This window comes from Bacillus sp. FJAT-44742 (genome assembly GCF_002797315.1).
Lineage (GTDB): Bacteria > Bacillota > Bacilli > Bacillales > Marinococcaceae > Thalassorhabdus > Thalassorhabdus alkalitolerans.
Genome location: NZ_KZ454936.1, coordinates 105704 through 123350, shown reverse-complemented (window position 1 = coordinate 123350; position 17647 = coordinate 105704). Strand labels below are relative to the sequence as shown.

16 protein-coding genes are annotated in these 17647 nt (G+C 42.7%); 5 read left to right on the top strand and 11 right to left on the bottom strand.

Going from position 1 to position 17647, the window contains the following annotated elements; genetic code table 11:
• Window positions 1-102: 102 nt before the first annotated feature.
• From ligA to CEF17_RS00565, 4 genes are all read right to left on the bottom strand, one after another.
• Window positions 103-2118, bottom strand: coding sequence for an NAD-dependent DNA ligase LigA (gene ligA / locus CEF17_RS00580; protein ID WP_100397846.1), 2016 nt, complete (start codon window positions 2116-2118; stop codon window positions 103-105).
• 70 nt (window positions 2119-2188) lie between these two features.
• On the bottom strand, window positions 2189-4411 hold the full coding sequence (gene pcrA / locus CEF17_RS00575; protein ID WP_100400732.1) for a DNA helicase PcrA: 2223 nt from the start codon (window positions 4409-4411) through the stop codon (window positions 2189-2191).
• Window positions 4412-4497: 86 nt separating this feature from the next.
• Window positions 4498-5196, bottom strand: coding sequence for a heptaprenylglyceryl phosphate synthase (locus CEF17_RS00570; protein ID WP_100397845.1), 699 nt, complete (start codon window positions 5194-5196; stop codon window positions 4498-4500).
• Between the two features lie 182 nt (window positions 5197-5378).
• Complete coding sequence (locus CEF17_RS00565; RefSeq protein WP_100397844.1) at window positions 5379-5834, bottom strand: hypothetical protein; 456 nt, start codon at window positions 5832-5834, stop codon at window positions 5379-5381.
• A gap of 207 nt (window positions 5835-6041) precedes the next feature.
• On the opposite strand from CEF17_RS00565, the gene ade reads away from it, so the two are divergent.
• The 3 genes from ade to CEF17_RS00550 all read left to right on the top strand — a co-directional run bounded on the left by ade (window position 6042) and on the right by CEF17_RS00550 (window position 9939).
• Window positions 6042-7781 carry an adenine deaminase gene (ade, locus tag CEF17_RS00560; protein WP_100397843.1) on the top strand — a complete coding sequence of 580 codons (1740 nt, stop codon included), beginning with the start codon at window positions 6042-6044 and terminating at the stop codon, window positions 7779-7781.
• Between the two features lie 362 nt (window positions 7782-8143).
• A complete protein-coding gene (locus tag CEF17_RS00555) occupies window positions 8144-9697 on the top strand; it encodes a sodium:solute symporter family protein (protein WP_100397842.1) in 1554 nt (517 codons plus the stop codon).
• Between the two features lie 2 nt (window positions 9698-9699).
• Window positions 9700-9939: a hypothetical protein gene (locus CEF17_RS00550; protein ID WP_100397841.1), complete on the top strand. Its 240-nt coding sequence runs from the start codon at window positions 9700-9702 to the stop codon at window positions 9937-9939.
• A gap of 121 nt (window positions 9940-10060) precedes the next feature.
• On the opposite strand, the gene CEF17_RS00545 is transcribed toward CEF17_RS00550, so the two are convergent.
• From CEF17_RS00545 to ureA, 7 genes are read right to left on the bottom strand one after another with little or no spacing between them, the layout of a single operon-like run.
• A complete protein-coding gene (locus tag CEF17_RS00545; RefSeq protein ID WP_100397840.1) occupies window positions 10061-10885 on the bottom strand; it encodes an urease accessory protein UreD in 825 nt (274 codons plus the stop codon).
• On the bottom strand, window positions 10875-11513 hold the full coding sequence (ureG, locus tag CEF17_RS00540) for an urease accessory protein UreG (RefSeq protein ID WP_100397839.1): 639 nt from the start codon (window positions 11511-11513) through the stop codon (window positions 10875-10877). The genes CEF17_RS00545 and ureG overlap by 11 nt, the downstream gene beginning before the upstream one ends.
• A 15-nt stretch (window positions 11514-11528) precedes the next feature.
• Window positions 11529-12215 carry an urease accessory protein UreF gene (locus CEF17_RS00535; protein ID WP_100397838.1) on the bottom strand — a complete coding sequence of 229 codons (687 nt, stop codon included), beginning with the start codon at window positions 12213-12215 and terminating at the stop codon, window positions 11529-11531.
• A gap of 1 nt (window position 12216) precedes the next feature.
• Entirely contained in the window at window positions 12217-12660 is a 444-nt protein-coding gene (locus tag CEF17_RS00530) for an urease accessory protein UreE (protein WP_100397837.1), read from the bottom strand.
• 19 nt (window positions 12661-12679) lie between these two features.
• Window positions 12680-14389 carry an urease subunit alpha gene (gene ureC / locus CEF17_RS00525; protein ID WP_100397836.1) on the bottom strand — a complete coding sequence of 570 codons (1710 nt, stop codon included), beginning with the start codon at window positions 14387-14389 and terminating at the stop codon, window positions 12680-12682.
• 2 nt (window positions 14390-14391) lie between these two features.
• Window positions 14392-14751, bottom strand: coding sequence for an urease subunit beta (gene ureB / locus CEF17_RS00520; protein WP_100397835.1), 360 nt, complete (start codon window positions 14749-14751; stop codon window positions 14392-14394).
• A 17-nt stretch (window positions 14752-14768) separates the two neighbouring features.
• The gene (gene ureA, locus CEF17_RS00515) at window positions 14769-15071 is read right to left on the bottom strand and encodes an urease subunit gamma (RefSeq protein ID WP_054635962.1); all 303 of its coding nucleotides are present in this window, start codon (window positions 15069-15071) and stop codon (window positions 14769-14771) included.
• A 275-nt stretch (window positions 15072-15346) separates the two neighbouring features.
• Between ureA and urtA the strand changes: the two genes are divergently transcribed.
• Both urtA and urtB read left to right on the top strand, forming a co-directional pair.
• Window positions 15347-16651 carry an urea ABC transporter substrate-binding protein gene (gene urtA, locus CEF17_RS00510; RefSeq protein WP_198509006.1) on the top strand — a complete coding sequence of 435 codons (1305 nt, stop codon included), beginning with the start codon at window positions 15347-15349 and terminating at the stop codon, window positions 16649-16651.
• A gap of 76 nt (window positions 16652-16727) precedes the next feature.
• Window positions 16728-17630 carry an urea ABC transporter permease subunit UrtB gene (urtB, locus tag CEF17_RS00505; protein WP_100397834.1) on the top strand — a complete coding sequence of 301 codons (903 nt, stop codon included), beginning with the start codon at window positions 16728-16730 and terminating at the stop codon, window positions 17628-17630.
• Window positions 17631-17647 lie beyond the last annotated feature (17 nt).

Below are 17647 nucleotides of genomic sequence, written 5' to 3'. Positions count from 1 at the left end.
TGTCTTGTTTTATCATAGGCTTTTCCATCCAAGCGCTCAAGAGAAAAATAACTCAATTCTCGAAAAGAAGGAGAAGGAACCTTCTCCTTCTCCTTTCCCTTATCATTCCACTCCATCTGTTTCCTCGATAAAACGGGTTTCATCCCACACTTCAACTTCCAGTTTTTTTGCCTTTTCCAGCTTTGAACCAGCATCTTCACCTGCCACTAATAGATCTGTACTCTTGCTTACACTCCCTGTAACTTTACCGCCTAAGGCTTCTATTTTCTCTTTTGCTTCATTTCTGGTCAGGAGAGAAAGCTTTCCGGTTAACACAACAGTTTTTCCGTTAAAAACAGCATCCGCTTGTGATTCTTTGTCGGCTGCTTTTAGTCCCGTATAAGTCATGTTAACTCCCAGGCTTTTTAGTTCTGTTAACAGTTCGTCTACTTCCGGCTGGTCAAAGAAGCTCACAATGGAGTCTGCCATTTTGTCACCAATTTCATATACAGCAAACAAATCCTCGTAAGTGGCTTTCTGGAGATTTTCCATCGTTTCAAATTCCTGAGCCAATGTCTTAGCTGCTTTGGAGCCGACAAACCGAATTCCCAGACCGAATATGAGCTTTTCCAAGGAATTTGTCTTGGAGGTTTCGATGGCATTCAGGAGGTTTTCTACTGATTTTTCACCCATTCTTTCTAACTTTAACAACTCTTCCCGCTCCAGCTTGTATAAATCTGCTACATCGGTTACGAGTTCGTGAGCAAAGAGCTGAGAAATCACCTTTTCCCCCAGGCCGTCAATATTCATTGCATTTCTTGACACAAAGTGAATCAAGCCCTCACGAATTTGTGCAGGGCATTTGGGGTTAAGACAGCGCAGGGCTACTTCTTCTTCCAGCCTGACCAGCTCACTTTCGCAAGCCGGACACTCTTTCGGCATAGAAAAGTCTCTTTCCTCCCCTGTCCTAAGCTCCGTAAGCACTCTTACAACTTTAGGGATAATATCCCCTGCTTTTTTGATCACTACTTGATCGCCTATTTTAAGATCCTTGTCCCGGATTAAATCCTCATTATGAAGTGTTGCCCTCTGTACGGTCGTTCCCGCCACTCTAACTGGTGATAAATGAGCATTAGGTGTGACAACTCCAGTCCTTCCAACAGTCAGGGTAATACCTTCAAGGGTGGTAACCACCTCTTCAGCCGGAAATTTATAAGCTATGGCCCAGCGCGGACTTTTCGCGGTAAAGCCAAGCTCCTGCTGCTGTTTTATGCTGTCTACCTTAATAACAATACCGTCAATTTCGTAAGAAAGATCATCCCTGCGGTCAAGCCAACCGTTTACGTACTCAATAACTTCATCTATAGACTCACAAAATTCAGTTTCAGGATTCACCTTAAAACCTGCTTCTTTCATAAAAGACAACGCTTCATAATGAGAAGCCAGACCCATTCCTTTATCGTTGCCAATCGAGTACAGAAAGATATCAAGGTTACGTTTTGCTGCTACCTTTGGATCCAGCTGTCTGAGGGATCCAGCAGCAGCATTTCTTGGATTCGCAAATAGAACTTCGCCATTTTCTTCTTTTGCTGCATTCAGTGCTTCAAACGATTGCTTTGGCATAAACACTTCTCCGCGAACTTCTATATCTGTGTCCTGCTTAATACGCAAAGGGATAGACTTAACGGTGCGCAGGTTGCTTGTAATATCCTCACCTGTTGTTCCGTCCCCTCGAGTAGCTCCGCGGACAAAAACCCCATTTTCATAGGTTAAAGATACTGCCAATCCATCTATTTTCAATTCACATATATAAGCTGGACTTTCTCCGATTCCCTGCCTTACTCTTCGGTCAAAATCTCGCAGTTCCTGTTCGTTAAAGGCGTTAGCAAGGCTTAACATAGGAATTTCATGCTGGACTTTCTCAAAGTGAGATAAGGGCTCTCCGCCGACACGGACAGTCGGCGAATCATTCGTGATGAGATCCGGATTTTCCTCTTCAAGCTTCAATAGCTCCTGCATGAGCTGGTCATACTCTGCATCGGAAACAAGAGGCTGATCCAAAACATAATAATGATAGCCGTATTTATCCAGAAGCTCACGGAGTTTCTTCACCTGCTCTTCAATCTGCTTCTCATCCATGGCTTCCAATCCTTTCTGCTTTGTTTGTCACGATGATAATTCAGGATGTTTCATCATTTGTTACGGTATTTTAGCCTTTTTTTATTGGAGCGAATTTAGCAAACAGCCTCTTAATTCCTTCTTTTGGAAAAGCAATATCAAGTTCAAGATTCTCCCCTTCACCCTTTTTGCTTACCACGGTGCCTGTTCCCCATTTTTTATGTTCCGCCTTATCGCCAACTTGCCAGTCAAATTGGTTTCCGCCTGTCGTCATCGTTGCAGAACGTGAAGGGGCAGTTCGGCCTCCCTGTGGACTGCTTTCTCTGCGGTTTCGTCCCATCAGCTCCTGGCCGGCACCTCTGCTTGTTTTCATCCAGGCAGGTGTCTCCTTTTTCTCCAATCCGTCCAGCAGTTCTTCAGGAAGCTCCTTAATAAAGCGTGACATTGGATTAGCCTGTGTCCGTCCGTATAATTGGCGCATGTTTGCCCGCGTTAAATGCAGTTCCTGCTCTGCACGGGTAATTCCCACGTAGGCAAGACGTCTTTCCTCCTCCATCTCTTCTGCCTCAAACAGTGAGCGGTTATGGGGGAAAATTCCTTCTTCCATTCCTACAAGAAAGACAAGAGGAAACTCCAGACCTTTGGCAGAGTGAAGGGTCATCATTACAACTGCTTCATCTTCCTCTTCTTCATCCATTTGGTCAATGTCTGCTATTAATGCAAGATCGGTTAAAAAAGAAATAAGGGATTTGTCATCATTATTCTTTTCAAAATCCTTTGTAACAGACATAAATTCTTCAATATTTTCTAAGCGGCTCTGAGATTCCAGACTTTTATCTTCTTTTAACATATCCCTGTAGCCTGTTTTTTCTATTAGTTCTTCAACCAATTCTGTCACTGATAAATAATCCTGCTGCTGGATCCAGTTACCGACCTTATCAGCAAAATCTTTCAGCTTACTTGTCGTACGGGCATTAAGACCGATCTGCTCTGCCTCCTGCAAAGCAGAGAACATAGAAAGATCGTGAGCCATTGCATAAGCTGCAACCTTGTCTACAGTCGTCGCACCGATCCCGCGTTTTGGCACATTAATGATTCTTGCCAGACTGATATCATCATCAGGATTAGCAACCAGGCGGAGATAGGCAAGAACGTCCTTAATCTCTTTACGGTCGTAGAACTTTGTTCCGCCAATCATATTATAGTTAATGTTTGACTTTAAAAACATTTCCTCAATCACACGGGACTGGGCATTTGTCCGGTACAGTATGGCTACATCGGAATACTTAAGGCCTTTCTTTTGAACCGCTTGCTTGATCTGATCGATAATATAGACAGCTTCATCACGCTCGTCTGCTGCTTCAAAAAAGTAAAGGTTTTGCCCCTCATCATTATCTGTCCAGAGATTTTTGGGTTTGCGTCCGGTGTTGTTTTTGATCACTTCGTTCGCTGCCTGTAAAATCTTTTTCGTTGAACGGTAGTTTTGTTCAAGAAGAATCGTAACAGCTTCTTCATAATCCTCTTCAAAAGAAAGGATGTTTTGAATATCTGCTCCTCGCCAGCGGTAAATAGACTGGTCAGAATCCCCTACAACACAAATATTCCGGTAGCGTTCAGCAATCATGTTCACTAATACATATTGGGCATTGTTTGTATCCTGGTACTCGTCTACGTGAATGTATTGAAATTTCCTCTGGTAAAATTCCAAAACTTCCGGCACCTGTTTAAACAGCTTAATTGTTGTCATAATCAAATCATCAAAGTCCAAAGAATGATTTTTCTTCAGGCGCTTTTGATACTCTTTGTACACATCAGCTGCAATTTCCTCAAAAGGGCCATCGGCCTTTTCCGCAAATTTCTCAGGAGAATCCAGAATATTCTTTGCTGAAGAAATAGCCCCAAGGAGGGATCGAGGTTCAAATTTCTTGGAATCAATATTTTGATCCTTTAAGATCTGTTTAATGACAGACAGCTGGTCTGAGCTGTCAAGAATGGAGAAGTTTCGATTGATTCCTATACGATCTGCATCTCTACGCAAAATCCTTACACACATAGAGTGAAACGTAGACATCCATATATCTTCTGCTGTGCCTCCAACAAGCTTAGCTACTCTGTCTTTCATTTCTCTGGCAGCTTTATTCGTAAATGTCAGCGCCAGAATATTATAAGGAGCTACCCCTTTTTCCCTTATGATGTAAGCAATGCGGTGAGTCAGAACTCTTGTCTTTCCGCTGCCCGCTCCTGCCATTATAAGTAACGGCCCATCTGTGTGCTTAACAGCACGTTTTTGTTCTGGATTCAATCCAGAAAGCATTTTTTCAATAATTTGCTGTTGCACAGTATCACCACCTCAAAACGTATGTTCGTATAATTTTATTATACCTTCCCTCTTGGCATCCTTCAATTTTCTTTTACTTCTTTAACGGCTTTGACCGTTTTCAATGCCTGTCTGCTATTTTCATATATAATATTACCCACAACGACAGTGTCTGCATAGGCAGCCATTTCCCTTGCCTGCTCAGAAGTTTTGATCCCGCCGCCATAAAACAAGCGGGCATGCTGCAGCGACTGCTTTGCTTTTTTAACGACTTCAGGATCCCCGTATTCCCCGCTGTATTCTACATAGAATACAGGGAGATGAAACATCTTATCAGCCATTAAGGCGTAGGCTTCAACATCATCAGCGCTTAATTCTGTATCTGCTTGGGTAAGCTGAGCAGCTTTTGAACTCTTGTTTAAAATACAATAGCCTTCTGTAATAATCTCCTCCCAATTCATTAAATGGCCGAACTCCTTTAAGGCCTGACGATGTAAACCTGTCACCCATTTAGTTTGGCCGGCATTTAATACTGACGGGATGAGAAAATAATCGAACCCTGGGGTCAACGCATCCAGGGCAGAGACCTCCAGTGCACAGGCGACGGAATACCTTCGTACTCTTGATAGAAGTGCAAGCGTGTTATCAAACGTAACATTATCACTGCCTCCGATAATAATGGCATCCGTGCCAGATTCACAAATTTTTTCTAACAGATCATCAGCTATTTCCTTGGCTGGATCAAGTTTAAATACATGTTTCCATTCATTATAGGAAAGCATTTATATCCTCCGACTTGTTATTGTTCTGTTCTTCAAACTCTGATTATATCAGAAAACAAAATGATCTCGAAATGGGATCACCCATAAGATATGTGTCAAATTCTTTCCTTTTTTCATCTTAGCTCCAGCCTTCTTCGAACTTACTGTATTCCATCCACATATCATCCATAAGGCGGTAAGAATCATTTCTTAAACAGGAGCTTTCTTACCCGTGTTTTAAAACGCTCATCCTTACCTTCCTTCTTGTTTTCATGTTCACTGCAAAGACTTTCCATGACATGAAATTTAGGTTCATTTACAAGCTGTGGAAAGGCCTGGCGAACATTGTGAAAAGGTGATTCTCTGCCCAAAGCTTGACACCATACATGCACAGCCCATTTTGCCGTAACAGGCCTTATGTTTTCAGTCATAAGTTTTTCGGCTAAGACCATAGCTTCACCGTAAGTAATCCCATTCTCTTGTTGGAGAATCCTCTCTGGAACCTCACGATTCAGTGCCATTATCAACGCATAAATGTCCGTTCTATTTTCCCCATATAACTCGGATAGAGCCTTTTTAAGATGATCTTCTTCTATACACCATGGAAGACCAAAACGATTCACAAATTGACAAACAGATTCTTTCATATAATCCTTCATTTTCGTCTCCTCATTTATTGTACTCAGCAGATGATACGGAAAGATAAAACCTGCAGCTGTGTTACATTTGTTTTCCTTTATGCAGACTCAAAGAGTCAAAATCATTCGATTTATTGGAATAGGATAAATATGAGAGAAGATTTATCAATCCTCTTTCATATGCATCTTCATTTCTGTAGGATAGAAGAAAACTTAAAGGGTGAGTGCATGGTGGAGGAACATATATTACAAGAACATTTAAATGCAGCCACTGGACGTAAAAAAGCAGAAATTGTTTTTAAAAATGTAAAAGTGGCTGATGTATTTAACAAAGAATGGAAAGAAACAGATGTAGCGGTGGAAAAAGGCAAAATTGTCGGGCTGGGTACGTATGAAGGTGAAACCGTGATAGATGGTAAAGGAAGGTACTTAAGTCCGGGATTTATTGACGGCCATGTTCATATGGAATCTTCTATGGTTGCTCCAGCAGAGCTGAGTAAAGTTCTACTCAGTCATGGTGTTACCTCTATTGTGACAGACCCCCATGAAATTGCCAATGTTTCGGGGACAGAAGGAATACAGTACATGCTCGACGCCACGGCATCCCTGCCTCTGCATGTCTTTTTTATGCTTCCTTCCTGCGTTCCTTCCACTGAATTTGAAAATTCCGGAGCTGTTCTAAAGGCTGAAGACCTCTCTCCTTTTTACAATCATAAAAGAGTGCTGGGCTTGGCTGAAGTTATGGATTTCCCCGCTGTCAGGAAGGGAAGGCCTGATATGATCGAAAAGCTTCTTGATGCCAGTAAAGGAAATAAGCCTATCGACGGTCATGCAGCAGGGCTGCAGCCGGAAGATATAAACACGTATCGCACGGCAGGCATTTCCACCGATCACGAAGCAGTTACAGAGGAAGAAGCAAAGGCCAGGCTTGAACGAGGCATGTGGCTTATGATTAGAGAAGGTTCAGCGGCTAAAGACCTCACCTCACTGATAGGGGTTGTGACAGAAAAAAATGCAAGCAGGTGTTTATTTGTAACAGATGATAAGCACTTAGACGACCTGAAAAAAACCGGTAGCATAAATTACAACGTCCGGCTTGCAATAAAGGAGGGCATTGACCCTGTAACTGCTATTTCCATGGGGAGTTTTCATACTGCTCAATGTTTCGGCTTAAAGGAAAAAGGTGCTGTAGCACCTGGATTTGACGCAGACCTTGTTTTGCTAAATGATCCTTACAAGCTCGACATCCATGAGGTGTACAGCTCAGGAAAACTGGTAGCAAAAGAAGGTGAGTACTGTGGACCCGATTCAGTACCGCATCCAGTTCCAAAAAATCTTACTGAAAGTGTTTCTCTTAAGCCTATCACAGTGGAAGATTTAACAATCAGGTTTAAAGAAAAGGAAGCAAAGGCTCATGTTATTGAAGTGAGACCCAATGCTATTCATACAAGACATGTAGTAGAAAAAGTGCCAGTAAACAATGGAGCTTTCGTCTCAGATCACACGTATTTAAAGCTTGCTGTCATCGAAAGACACAATGCAACTGGAAACATAGGCAAAAGCATTGTAAAGGGAATGACTTTTACCGATGGAGCTATTGCATCCACTGTTGCTCATGATTCCCACAACCTTATGGTTTGCGGAGCAAATGATGAGGATATGCTTGCAGCAATCGAACAAGTACTGCAGCAAAAAGGCGGCATAGCAGTAGTAAAAGACAAAGTAAGTATTGCTTCTATTCCTCTTTCTATATCAGGCCTGATTTCTGACCAGCCTTCTCATGTGGTAATGAGACAAATTGAAGAAGTTAACGATGCATTAAGGCAAATTGGATTTACCGGTCATTTTGACCCTCTGCTGACTCTTTCGTTTTTAGCACTTCCAGTTATTCCAGAGTTGAAAGTAACAGATAAAGGGTTGTTTGATGTAAAACAGTTTGACTTTCTAAATATTGAAGCTATTGAATAGCTCTCCCCCAGGCAGTGATAGAGATGTAACCTCTCTTCACTGTCTTTTTCCTCCTTTCATATTTCTCCACTTTTTCAAAACATTTACATCGCATGGAATGTATATTAACTTCCTTTGTGAAGTTTTTATGTTAGATAACCTCACATGTATGAACCATCTGCTTCTTTCCCGTGTTAGTGTAAGTACATAGAAATCAAAGGAGGCAGTAAAGCAATGAGACTACATAAGCTCAAAAACTTACCACCTCTGTTGTGGAAAACGGGCTAACCAACATCCAGACGGACCTGAAATCAAAATCAACAAAACACCATGAAGCTAATTATTAAAAAAATTAATTTATATTCAACAAATGGAGGAAGATTATGTTAACACCAAGTACAGGATACTTAATTTTGCTAATATTCGGATTGTTTTTCACAACTCTAACCCTCATCATGCATAAACGCAGAGGAAAGGAAATGACCGCAGAACAATTTAGTACTGCCGGCAGAAGTGTAGGTGTCGGCCTGGCAAGTGCTTCGATCATTGCGGCGTGGACATGGGCAGCTACACTGATGATGTCGTCATCTACCGGCTTTCAATACGGAATCAGCGGCCCATACTGGTACGCTGCCGGCGCTTGTATCCAGGTCCTATTATTTGCTGTGGTAGCTCTTCACTTGAAACGAAAGGCACCAAAAGCTCACACGTTCTTGGAATTTATCGGAAAACGATTTGATAGGAAAAATCATAAACTCATGATGGTGTTTGCCCTCATGACAAATATTATCGTAACTGCCATGGTTATACTTGGCGGAGCGATTGCTTTAAATTCACTAACCGGGATGAATATTTATGCTGCTGCTTTCTTGATTCCGCTGACTTTCACAATTTATACAATGATCGGCGGTTTAAAAGCTTCTTTTATAGCAGACTACTTAAATACTGTAATGATATTTGTTATCTTAACGATTTTTGCAACTGTTGTTTATCTGAATTTTGGCGTATCTACTGTATACGAAGGACTCAGCTCACTTCCTGAGTCACAGCAGATGCTTACGATGGCATCTATCCCTGGATTGTTTTTCGGGATGATCAATATTATCGGAAACTTTGGTGCGGTATTTGTTGACCAGTCTTACTGGCAGCGTGCTATAGCAAGTAAAGACAGCGCTGCTTCCAGAGCTTATATTTATGGCGGGATTGCATGGTTTTCCATCCCATTTGCGATTGCTACCTTCTTAGGGGTAAGTGCAGCAGGTCTGGGGTTAAGCATAACTGATCCAGATGCCTCCGCTCCCCTCATGGCAGCTCATTTATTAGGTTCTGTCGGGTCAATTTTATTCTTAGTAATGTTGTTTATGGCTGTGATGTCTACTGGTGCAGCCGAACTTACAGCCATTACAAATATTGTCGTAACTGATATTTATCGTAAATCCATTAACCCAACGGCAAGCAGTAAACAAACATTAAAAGTATCACGTATCGTTACTCTTAGCTTCGGACTCTCTATGGGATTCCTGTCTATCTTACTTTTCAACATAGGAATAGGTTTAGGCTTTGTTTACATGGCTATGGGTATCTTTGTAAGTGGTGCCGTTATTCCATTAACGTTAGGACTGCTTTGGAAACGCGCAACCAACACAGGATGTTTTTACGGAGCATTGTTAGGGATGATTTCTGGTGTAACCGTGTGGGTGACGACTGCTTATGTTTCTTATGGACAAGTCAGTGTTGCATCCTTGGGAGAACTTAATTCTATGCTGGCCGGTAATGTTACTGTATTTGCCGTAAGCGGAGCCATTTCTATAGGACATGCCTTGCTCTCTAAAGAAGAATTCGACTTTGAAGCGTTAAAAGATCAGTTTAAAAGCTTTGATGATGAAGTAGAAGAAAAAGGTGCACTTGAATCCGGTGCAAGGAAGGAAGTAGTCTAAGAATGGAAGAAGATAAGCAGTTAATAAGAGATGCTAAAATGTGTACAAGATGGGTATTCGGACTGACATTTGTGTTGATCATTCTTTTCCCAGGAATCATGTTTATTACAGGATATAATTACAGCCTGCAATTTTTCAAATGGTGGACATACCTTGCATTTGGCTGGCTGGTGATCGCAGGTCTTTATATAGCCATCCGGCCATGGGTAGAGTACTTCAAGGAAAACAAAAAAGCCTCTTAATAAAATGAAATAAAAGGGCCAGTCTCAAGCAGGAAAGCTTTTGAAACTGACCCTTTTATCGGTTACCGAGGTACATTTCATAAAACGAGCTCAGAGCAATGGCTGCTCTGAGCTCGTTTTGTTATCTTTGATACTCATTAATAATTTCTTTGACCTTCCCCTGCACGTGATTCATTTCTTTTTTCAGCTCAATCAGATCATTACTTAACCACCGAAAGTGCCATGCTCCCTCTTCCACTTCTGTCACTGCTCCCCTGGTTTTTGCAGCAGTTCCTAAAAAACTTTGAAATTCAGCCAGTGAGTTTCTATGTAGTGAAGGAGAAACCGCCCAAATCGTTGCATAATAAACAAATGTATCAAAACCACCTAAGCCCAGCTGCCTCTCATTCTCAGAGGGCGAATAAGCAAAACGGTCAAAACAAAGGAGCTCCTCATCTTTTGTAATTTCAAAAAGGGTATCTACTGCTTTGTATTGGAAGGACTCATCTTTATCCTTTCGCCCTGGTGCAAGGATATCTCCCCAAACCAGGTGAGCACTGTTGTTCATATGTACTCTGGTCTCACTCAGAAATCTTGCATCCTGAAATGGAATAACAGACTCTGGAGCGTATTCTAAAAATGCATTCTCCCCTACCTCTACATGAAACCTCTGAGTACTCCACAAGCCCTCTTTTTCAGGATAGACCTTTGTGGCTGACTGAGGGATCATGCGGACATGAGCATTCTCCCCTAAACGAAAACCAAAGTCGTTTTCATCTCCTGCTACCATTCCCCCAGAGGTTTCTACTAAATAAACCACAGCTTCTTCCTCGCTCTCTGGATAAAGAACTCTGCTGACTCTTAGGGGGGGATGCTGGTACACTTTGTTAAGGACAGTTTTGTTATTCTTTTGAATGAAGGACAAGGTGAGCTGTCCTTTTAGATTTAACCTCTCTTTAAGAGCCACTCTTTATTTCTCCACTCTTTTCAACATCTTCAAAGAGCAGGGAATGCTTAATCCAAGAAATTACTTCCTCAATTCCCTCGGAGGTCTTTTGGTTCGTGAAAGTAAATGGACGCTCCCCTCTCGCTTCTTTTGCATCCTTTTCCATCTGCTCCAGGTCAACTCCAACATAAGGAGCAAGATCAATTTTATTAATGACTAGAAAATCAGAACGAGTAACACCCGGACCGCCTTTTCTAGGAATGTCCTGACCTTCGGCTGTATCGATTACATAAATAAAGCCGTCTACAAGCTCAGGGCTGAACGTAGCAGACAAATTATCTCCGCCGCTTTCCACAAAGATCATATCTAAATTGTTGAATCTGCTCTTTAAAGAATCAATGGCTTCAAAGTTCATAGAAGCATCTTCTCTAATGGCAGTGTGCGGGCAGCCCCCTGTTTCAACACCGAGGATTCGATCTTCTGACAACACCCCATGCTTGGCTAAGTACTGAGCATCCTCTTTTGTATATATATCGTTTGTAATAACCGCAAGTTCATAGTCCTCATGAAGAGCTCTTGTCAGTGTCTGAACTAAAGCCGTTTTCCCGGAACCTACCGGCCCTCCAATACCAATTCTAACTGGTTTCATATTTCTACCTCCATATTATGAAATGAATAATCTTGTTCGTAATGTTTCATGTTCCATTGAAGCCAGCTCCAATCCAATGGCTTGGTTTCCTAGTTTCTCTAATGTAAAAGATTGAATTTCTCTGGCTGCTTCCGTGAAGATAGGGAGCAATTCATGAATGAGTTCAACTCCTGTACTTTGCCCTAAGGGTACTGACCTGACCGCATTATGAATGAGGCCGCTGACTGAGGAGTAAAGGAATGCCCCAAGTGCTTCCTCCTTACTAAATCCCATAGTGGCTGCGTACGCCCCGTACACGATGGGGTAATGCCCTTTTCCTTCCTTATCTTTCCACAAGGTTTCTAACTGAGCTAATTCTCCGTTTGGGTGTAACAGGCTGACAGCTTTAAAGAATTGCTTTCCCATCATCAGGCTGCCATCTCTGGCTTCCTTTGCCAGCTTCATGCCATGACAAAGCTTTTCCAGCACCTCAACCTGCTCCCACTCCTTATGAAGAGTCTTTTCGTATGCTTCCTTTACTAACAATCCATCCCCAGTCAGAAGGTTACCGTGAAGGTAAGAAAGGCAAAATTCCTTTAACGTCTTTTTATCTTTGACCAGGTCTCTTTGAATATAGGTTTCCATTCCGAAAGACTGAGTGTACGAGCCAATAGGAAAAGCTGAATCATGTATTTGCATTAAATGAAGAAATTGATAAGTCATCTTAATGAGAGTGCCCTTTGTATTTAAATGGCTTTTGAAATCTTCTTTCTTCTTCCCGGTAATTTACACCGGCATCTTCAAATAGGACAGGCAGAGTGGAATCATAGCGGACAACAATTTCATTATCCTCTATGATGCACGGTGTATGTCTGTTCCCTAATTCAAAAGCAGCCTTCCCCATTTCAATCATGGTTTGAGGAGTAACTACATACACCTTTTCAAGAGAGGTACGGACAACAACCTGCACCTGTTCGTCTTCATACAAAATGTCACCAACCTGCAGGTTTTCCCCTTCTTCTAAGGCAATGGCTATATCTCTTCCTTCGGAGGTCTTTTTTCTTATAATTCGTTTGCTAAGCTCTTCCCAGTCCAGCTCCAGCCACTCCTGGCTTTTTCCGCCGCTATCCTTTTCAGAAATATTTCCCAGTGTTTTTTGTACATACATAGCTGTCACCCTTCACCTTTTAAAATAAGAAATAACGCTGTGCCATTGAAACTTCTTTTAACGGCTCACATTCTATTTTTTCGTTGTTGACAAGAACTTCATAGGTTTCTGGATTAATAGAAAGTTCCGGGGTCTCTGTGTTGTTTTTCATGTCTTTCTTACCGATATCCCTGCATCCTTTTACTACCCCGATTTTCTTACTAAGTCCCAGCTTTTCATGAACACCCTTGTCATAAGCACTTTGGGAGAGAAACGTAAATGTGGAGCTGCTTAACGCTTTTCCATAGCTTGCGAACATCGGGCGCTGAAAAACAGGCTGAGGAGTTGGGATAGAGGCATTCGGATCTCCCATTTGCGCATGAGCAATATGACCGCCTTTTATGATAATTTCGGGTTTCACCCCAAAAAAGGCAGGGTTCCACAACACAAGGTCAGCCCACTTTCCATTCTCTATTGACCCCACTTCGTGGCTGATTCCATGGGTAATCGCAGGATTAATTGTGTATTTGGCAATGTATCTTTTTGCACGTTCGTTGTCATTAGTTTGTCCCTCTGTAAGCAAACCCCTTTGCTTCTTCATTTTATCGGCTGTCTGCCATGTACGTATGATTACTTCACCAACTCTGCCCATTGCTTGAGAATCGGAAGAAATCATACTAAGAACACCAAGGTCGTGAAGGATGTCTTCTGCTGCAATGGTTTCGGGACGAATTCTTGAGTCTGCAAAAGCTACATCCTCCGGAACATTATGATCAAGATGGTGGCAAACCATTAACATATCCAGATGTTCATCGATCGTGTTATGAGTAAAGGGACGAGTCGGGTTAGTGGAAGAAGGCAGAACATTCGGATAGGCTGCGATTTTCATGATATCAGGGGCATGTCCCCCTCCTGCTCCTTCCGTGTGATATGTATGGATCACTCTGTCCCCAATAGCATTAATCGTATCTTCTACAAATCCTGCCTCGTTAAGAGTATCCGTGTGAATCGCCACTTGGACATCAAGTTCATCAGCCACTGACAAGCAGGTATCAATGGCGGCGGGCGTAGTTCCCCAATCTTCATGAAGCTTCAAGCCTATGGCCCCTGCCTCCACTTGCTCTCGAAGCGAATCCTTGCCAGAACCATTCCCTTTCCCTAAGAACCCTAAGTTAACTGGAAAGGTCTCAGCTGCTTCAAGCATTCTGTGGATGTTCCACTCACCCGGTGTGCATGTTGTAGCATTCGTTCCAGTTGCCGGACCGGTTCCCCCGCCTATCATTGTGGTCACTCCAGAAGAAATCGCTACCTCAATTTGCTGAGGGCTGATGAAATGAATGTGGGCGTCAATACCTCCTGCTGTTAAAATCTGGCCTTCGCCGGCAATGACTTCGGTAGAGGGACCAACAATCATATTAACGTCCACTCCATCCATAATGTCCGGATTTCCACCTTTGCCGATTCCTTCAATTCGCCCATTCTTTATGCCGACATCAGCTTTGTAAACCCCTGTGTAATCAAGAATTAAAGCATTTGTAATAATGAGGTCAAGGACCCCTTCTTCTCTTGTTCTCACACCATTTTGACCCATGCCGTCACGGAGAACTTTCCCGCCGCCGAATTTAGCTTCGTCTCCGTAGGTAGTGTAGTCCTTTTCAACTTCAATCCATAAATTTGTATCAGCCAGGCGGACCTGGTCACCTGTCGTCGGCCCATAGGTCCCGGCATATTGTTTTCTGGATATTTTCATTATTACACTCCTTTGAACCCTTTTTCTTTCGCTTTCTGCACCGCCTCTTTAGACTTATCCAGGTCTCCCTCTGTTAAGGCATTTAACCCGAAAAACCTCTTATTACCTCCGCATTCCACTAATTCAACTTCTTTTTCTTCCCCAGGCTCAAACCTGACGGCTGTCCCTGATGCTACATTTAAACGCATCCCAAACGCTTCATCTCTTGGAAAAGATAAAAATCTATTCGCTTCGAAAAAATGATAATGAGAGCCCACTTGAATCGGGCGGTCTCCCGTATTGCTAACCCTTATGGTTTTTACCTTCCTGCCTTGGTTAATTTCAATAAAACCTTCCTCTGTACGAATTTCACCAGGTTTCATACCACCATTCTCCTTTTTTATATGATTGGATTATGAACGGTTACTAATTTCACGCCGTCAGGGAAGGTCGCTTCAACTTGAACATTATCTATCATTTCTGGCACGCCTTCCATAACATCTTCGCTTGTAAGAACCTCTTTTCCGGTACTCATTAGCTCTGCGACTGTTCTCCCATCCCTGGCCCCTTCTAAGATGAAAGAACTAATCATGGCTACAGCCTCAGGATAATTTAGCTTTACCCCTCTATCCTTTCTTTTTTGAGCCAGCTCTCCAGCCATGAAAATCATCAGCTTCTCTTGTTCTATTGGTGACAACTTCATTTCCTTCACCCTCTCTTTTCATGAATTTATAGTTTCGAACCTTTATGTAAGGAAACTTATCTTAATTGTGTTAAGTATATTCACTTCCCTACTATAAAGTTTACTGTATTTTGAAATAACAAGTAAACCTATATATTAAATATTTTGATAAATAATCTAACCTACATACACTTTTCTTCAATAACCCATGGTAATTTAAAAATGTGTTAATTTTCAAACTATTTTACATATGGATGGAGGCGTGTTAGTTGAAGAAAGCAATCAAACCTTTAGTCATGCTTTGCCTTGCATTACTCCTTGCTGTTTTCTTAACAGCGTGTGCAGAGAATACCGATTCTTCTGCTGACGAAGCGGAAGGTGCAGATCCGGTACCAGAAGCAGGTGATGTTGAAGATTCAGGTACAGAGGACATTCCTGAAGCCGGAGAAGAAGTAGTCGTTGAGGACGATCAAATTCCCGTCGGCATCCTGCATTCCCTCAGCGGGACAATGGCTATGAGCGAAACATCATTAAGGGATGCAGAACTCCTTGCTATTGAAGAAATAAATGAAGCAGGCGGCGTCCTGGGTAAAGAGCTTGTTCCTATTATTGAAGATGGAGCCTCAGACTGGCCAACCTTCTCGGAACGGACAGCTAAACTCTTACAGCAAGATGAGGTTCCTATTATCTTTGGAGGCTGGACTTCCGCCAGCCGCAAGGCAATGCTTCCTGTAGTTGAAGAAAATGACGGGTTATTGTTTTACCCTGTGCAATATGAGGGCATGGAAGCTTCACCTAACATTTTCTACTCCGGTGCAGCCCCTAACCAGCAGATCGTTCCTGCAGTAGAATGGCTCCTTGAAAACGAAGGGACAGAATTCTTTCTTTTAGGTTCTGATTATGTCTTTCCTCGCTTGGCAAACCAAATTATTACGCTTCAATTAGAAGCACAGGGAGGAACTGTTCTTGATGAACAGTACACCCCGCTCGGTCACACCGATTACAACACGATCATCTCCAGAATCCGCGACGAACAGCCGGAAGTCATCTTTAACACACTGAACGGTGACAGCAATGTAGCCTTCTTTAACCAGCTTGCCGATGCAGGCATTACCCCAGATGATGTAACTATCATGTCTGTAAGTGTTGCGGAAGAAGAAATCCGTGGAATTGGGGCAGATGTCCTTGAAGGTCACTATGCAAGCTGGAACTATTACCAAACGACGGATACCCCGGAAAATGAAGCATTCGTCGAGAAGTTCAAAGAAGCTTACGGAGAGGACAGAGTAACTGGAGATCCTATTGAGGCTGCTTACTTCATGGTTCATTTATGGGCCGCAGCAGTAGAAGAAGCTGGCACGACAGACGTGGACGCTGTCCGTGAAGCCGCTGCCGGAATTGAAATCAATGCTCCGGGAGGTCCGATACAGTTTGATGGAGATAATCAGCACGTTTATAAAACTGTTCGAATCGGCGAAATTCAAGCGGACGGTCAATTTGAGGAAATCTGGAATTCAGGAGAGCCTGTAAAGCCTGACCCATTCTTGGAAAGTTATGATTGGGCAGAGGGATTAAGTGATTTCGTGCCGGAAGAAGAATAAGCAGACGAAAAAAGATAGCCTTGGTGAAAGCCAGGGCTACTTACCTTCTATTTACCCTAAGAAGGAGGTTTTACTATTGGAAAGCTACTTAATACAAATATTTAACGGCCTGAGTCTCGGTTCTATCCTTCTTCTTATCGCCCTTGGCCTGGCAATTACGTTTGGTTTGATGAACGTTATTAACATGGCACATGGAGAGTTAATTATGGTAGGAGCCTATTCAGCCTATATGGTTCAAATGTTTTTTATCACATACGTCCCTGCTCATCTCTTTGACTGGTATTTCATCCTGGCCATTCCTTTTGCATTTCTTCTTGCTGCAGGAATAGGCTTGCTTCTGGAACTCACTGTTATAAGGCACTTGTACGGAAGGCCTTTAGACAGTCTCCTCGCCACGTTTGGTGCCGGCCTTATTTTGCAGCAGGCAGCCAGAACGATATTTGGAGCTCCCAACGTAGGGGTGGAAAATCCAAGCTTCCTCACTGGCGGTTTCCAAATACTGTCTGTCACCTTACCCTATACGCGGTTATTTATTATTTTATTGGTGGCTTCCTGCACTGTTCTTCTTTACCTCTATTTTTACAAGACTTCAAATGGCCGCCGCATTCGGGCAGTGATGCAAAATAGAGACATGGCTAAATGCGTAGGAGTCTCCTCTCGCAGAATTGACGCCACGACCTTTGCCTTAGGAGCAGGGTTTGCCGGTGTGGCAGGTACGGCTCTTTCATTAATTGGGCCTGTTGGTCCCACAATAGGTACCTATTATATTATTGATGCTTTTATGGTGGTAGTTGTAGGCGGTGTCGGTATGCTTGCCGGAACCATCGCAGGAGCTTTCGGGATCGGGATTTTCAACACACTATTTGAATACTGGACAAATGCTTCACTAGGAAAAGTACTAATTTTTGCTCTTATCATTGCCTTTCTTCAATGGAAACCGGCCGGAATTTTTTCACTTCGTACGAGATCCGTCGACTAATACCAAAAAAGGAGAAG

Bases quoted from the DNA above. Each gene is read 5' to 3' on its own strand.
- ligA (WP_100397846.1), bottom strand. From the start codon at position 2,118: ATGGATGAGAAGCAGATTGAAGAGCAGGTGAAGAAACTCCGTGAGCTT.
- pcrA (WP_100400732.1), bottom strand. From the start codon at position 4,411: ATGCTTTCTGGATTGAATCCAGAACAAAAACGTGCTGTTAAGCACACA.
- CEF17_RS00570 (WP_100397845.1), bottom strand. From the start codon at position 5,196: ATGCTTTCCTATAATGAATGGAAACATGTATTTAAACTTGATCCAGCC.
- CEF17_RS00565 (WP_100397844.1), bottom strand. From the start codon at position 5,834: ATGAAGGATTATATGAAAGAATCTGTTTGTCAATTTGTGAATCGTTTT.
- ade (WP_100397843.1), top strand. From the start codon at position 6,042: ATGGTGGAGGAACATATATTACAAGAACATTTAAATGCAGCCACTGGA.
- CEF17_RS00555 (WP_100397842.1), top strand. From the start codon at position 8,144: ATGTTAACACCAAGTACAGGATACTTAATTTTGCTAATATTCGGATTG.
- CEF17_RS00550 (WP_100397841.1), top strand. From the start codon at position 9,700: ATGGAAGAAGATAAGCAGTTAATAAGAGATGCTAAAATGTGTACAAGA.
- ureG (WP_100397839.1), bottom strand. From the start codon at position 11,513: ATGAAACCAGTTAGAATTGGTATTGGAGGGCCGGTAGGTTCCGGGAAA.
- CEF17_RS00535 (WP_100397838.1), bottom strand. From the start codon at position 12,215: ATGACTTATCAATTTCTTCATTTAATGCAAATACATGATTCAGCTTTT.
- CEF17_RS00530 (WP_100397837.1), bottom strand. From the start codon at position 12,660: ATGTATGTACAAAAAACACTGGGAAATATTTCTGAAAAGGATAGCGGC.
- ureC (WP_100397836.1), bottom strand. From the start codon at position 14,389: ATGAAAATATCCAGAAAACAATATGCCGGGACCTATGGGCCGACGACA.
- ureB (WP_100397835.1), bottom strand. From the start codon at position 14,751: ATGAAACCTGGTGAAATTCGTACAGAGGAAGGTTTTATTGAAATTAAC.
- ureA (WP_054635962.1), bottom strand. From the start codon at position 15,071: ATGAAGTTGTCACCAATAGAACAAGAGAAGCTGATGATTTTCATGGCT.
- urtA (WP_198509006.1), top strand. From the start codon at position 15,347: ATGCTTTGCCTTGCATTACTCCTTGCTGTTTTCTTAACAGCGTGTGCA.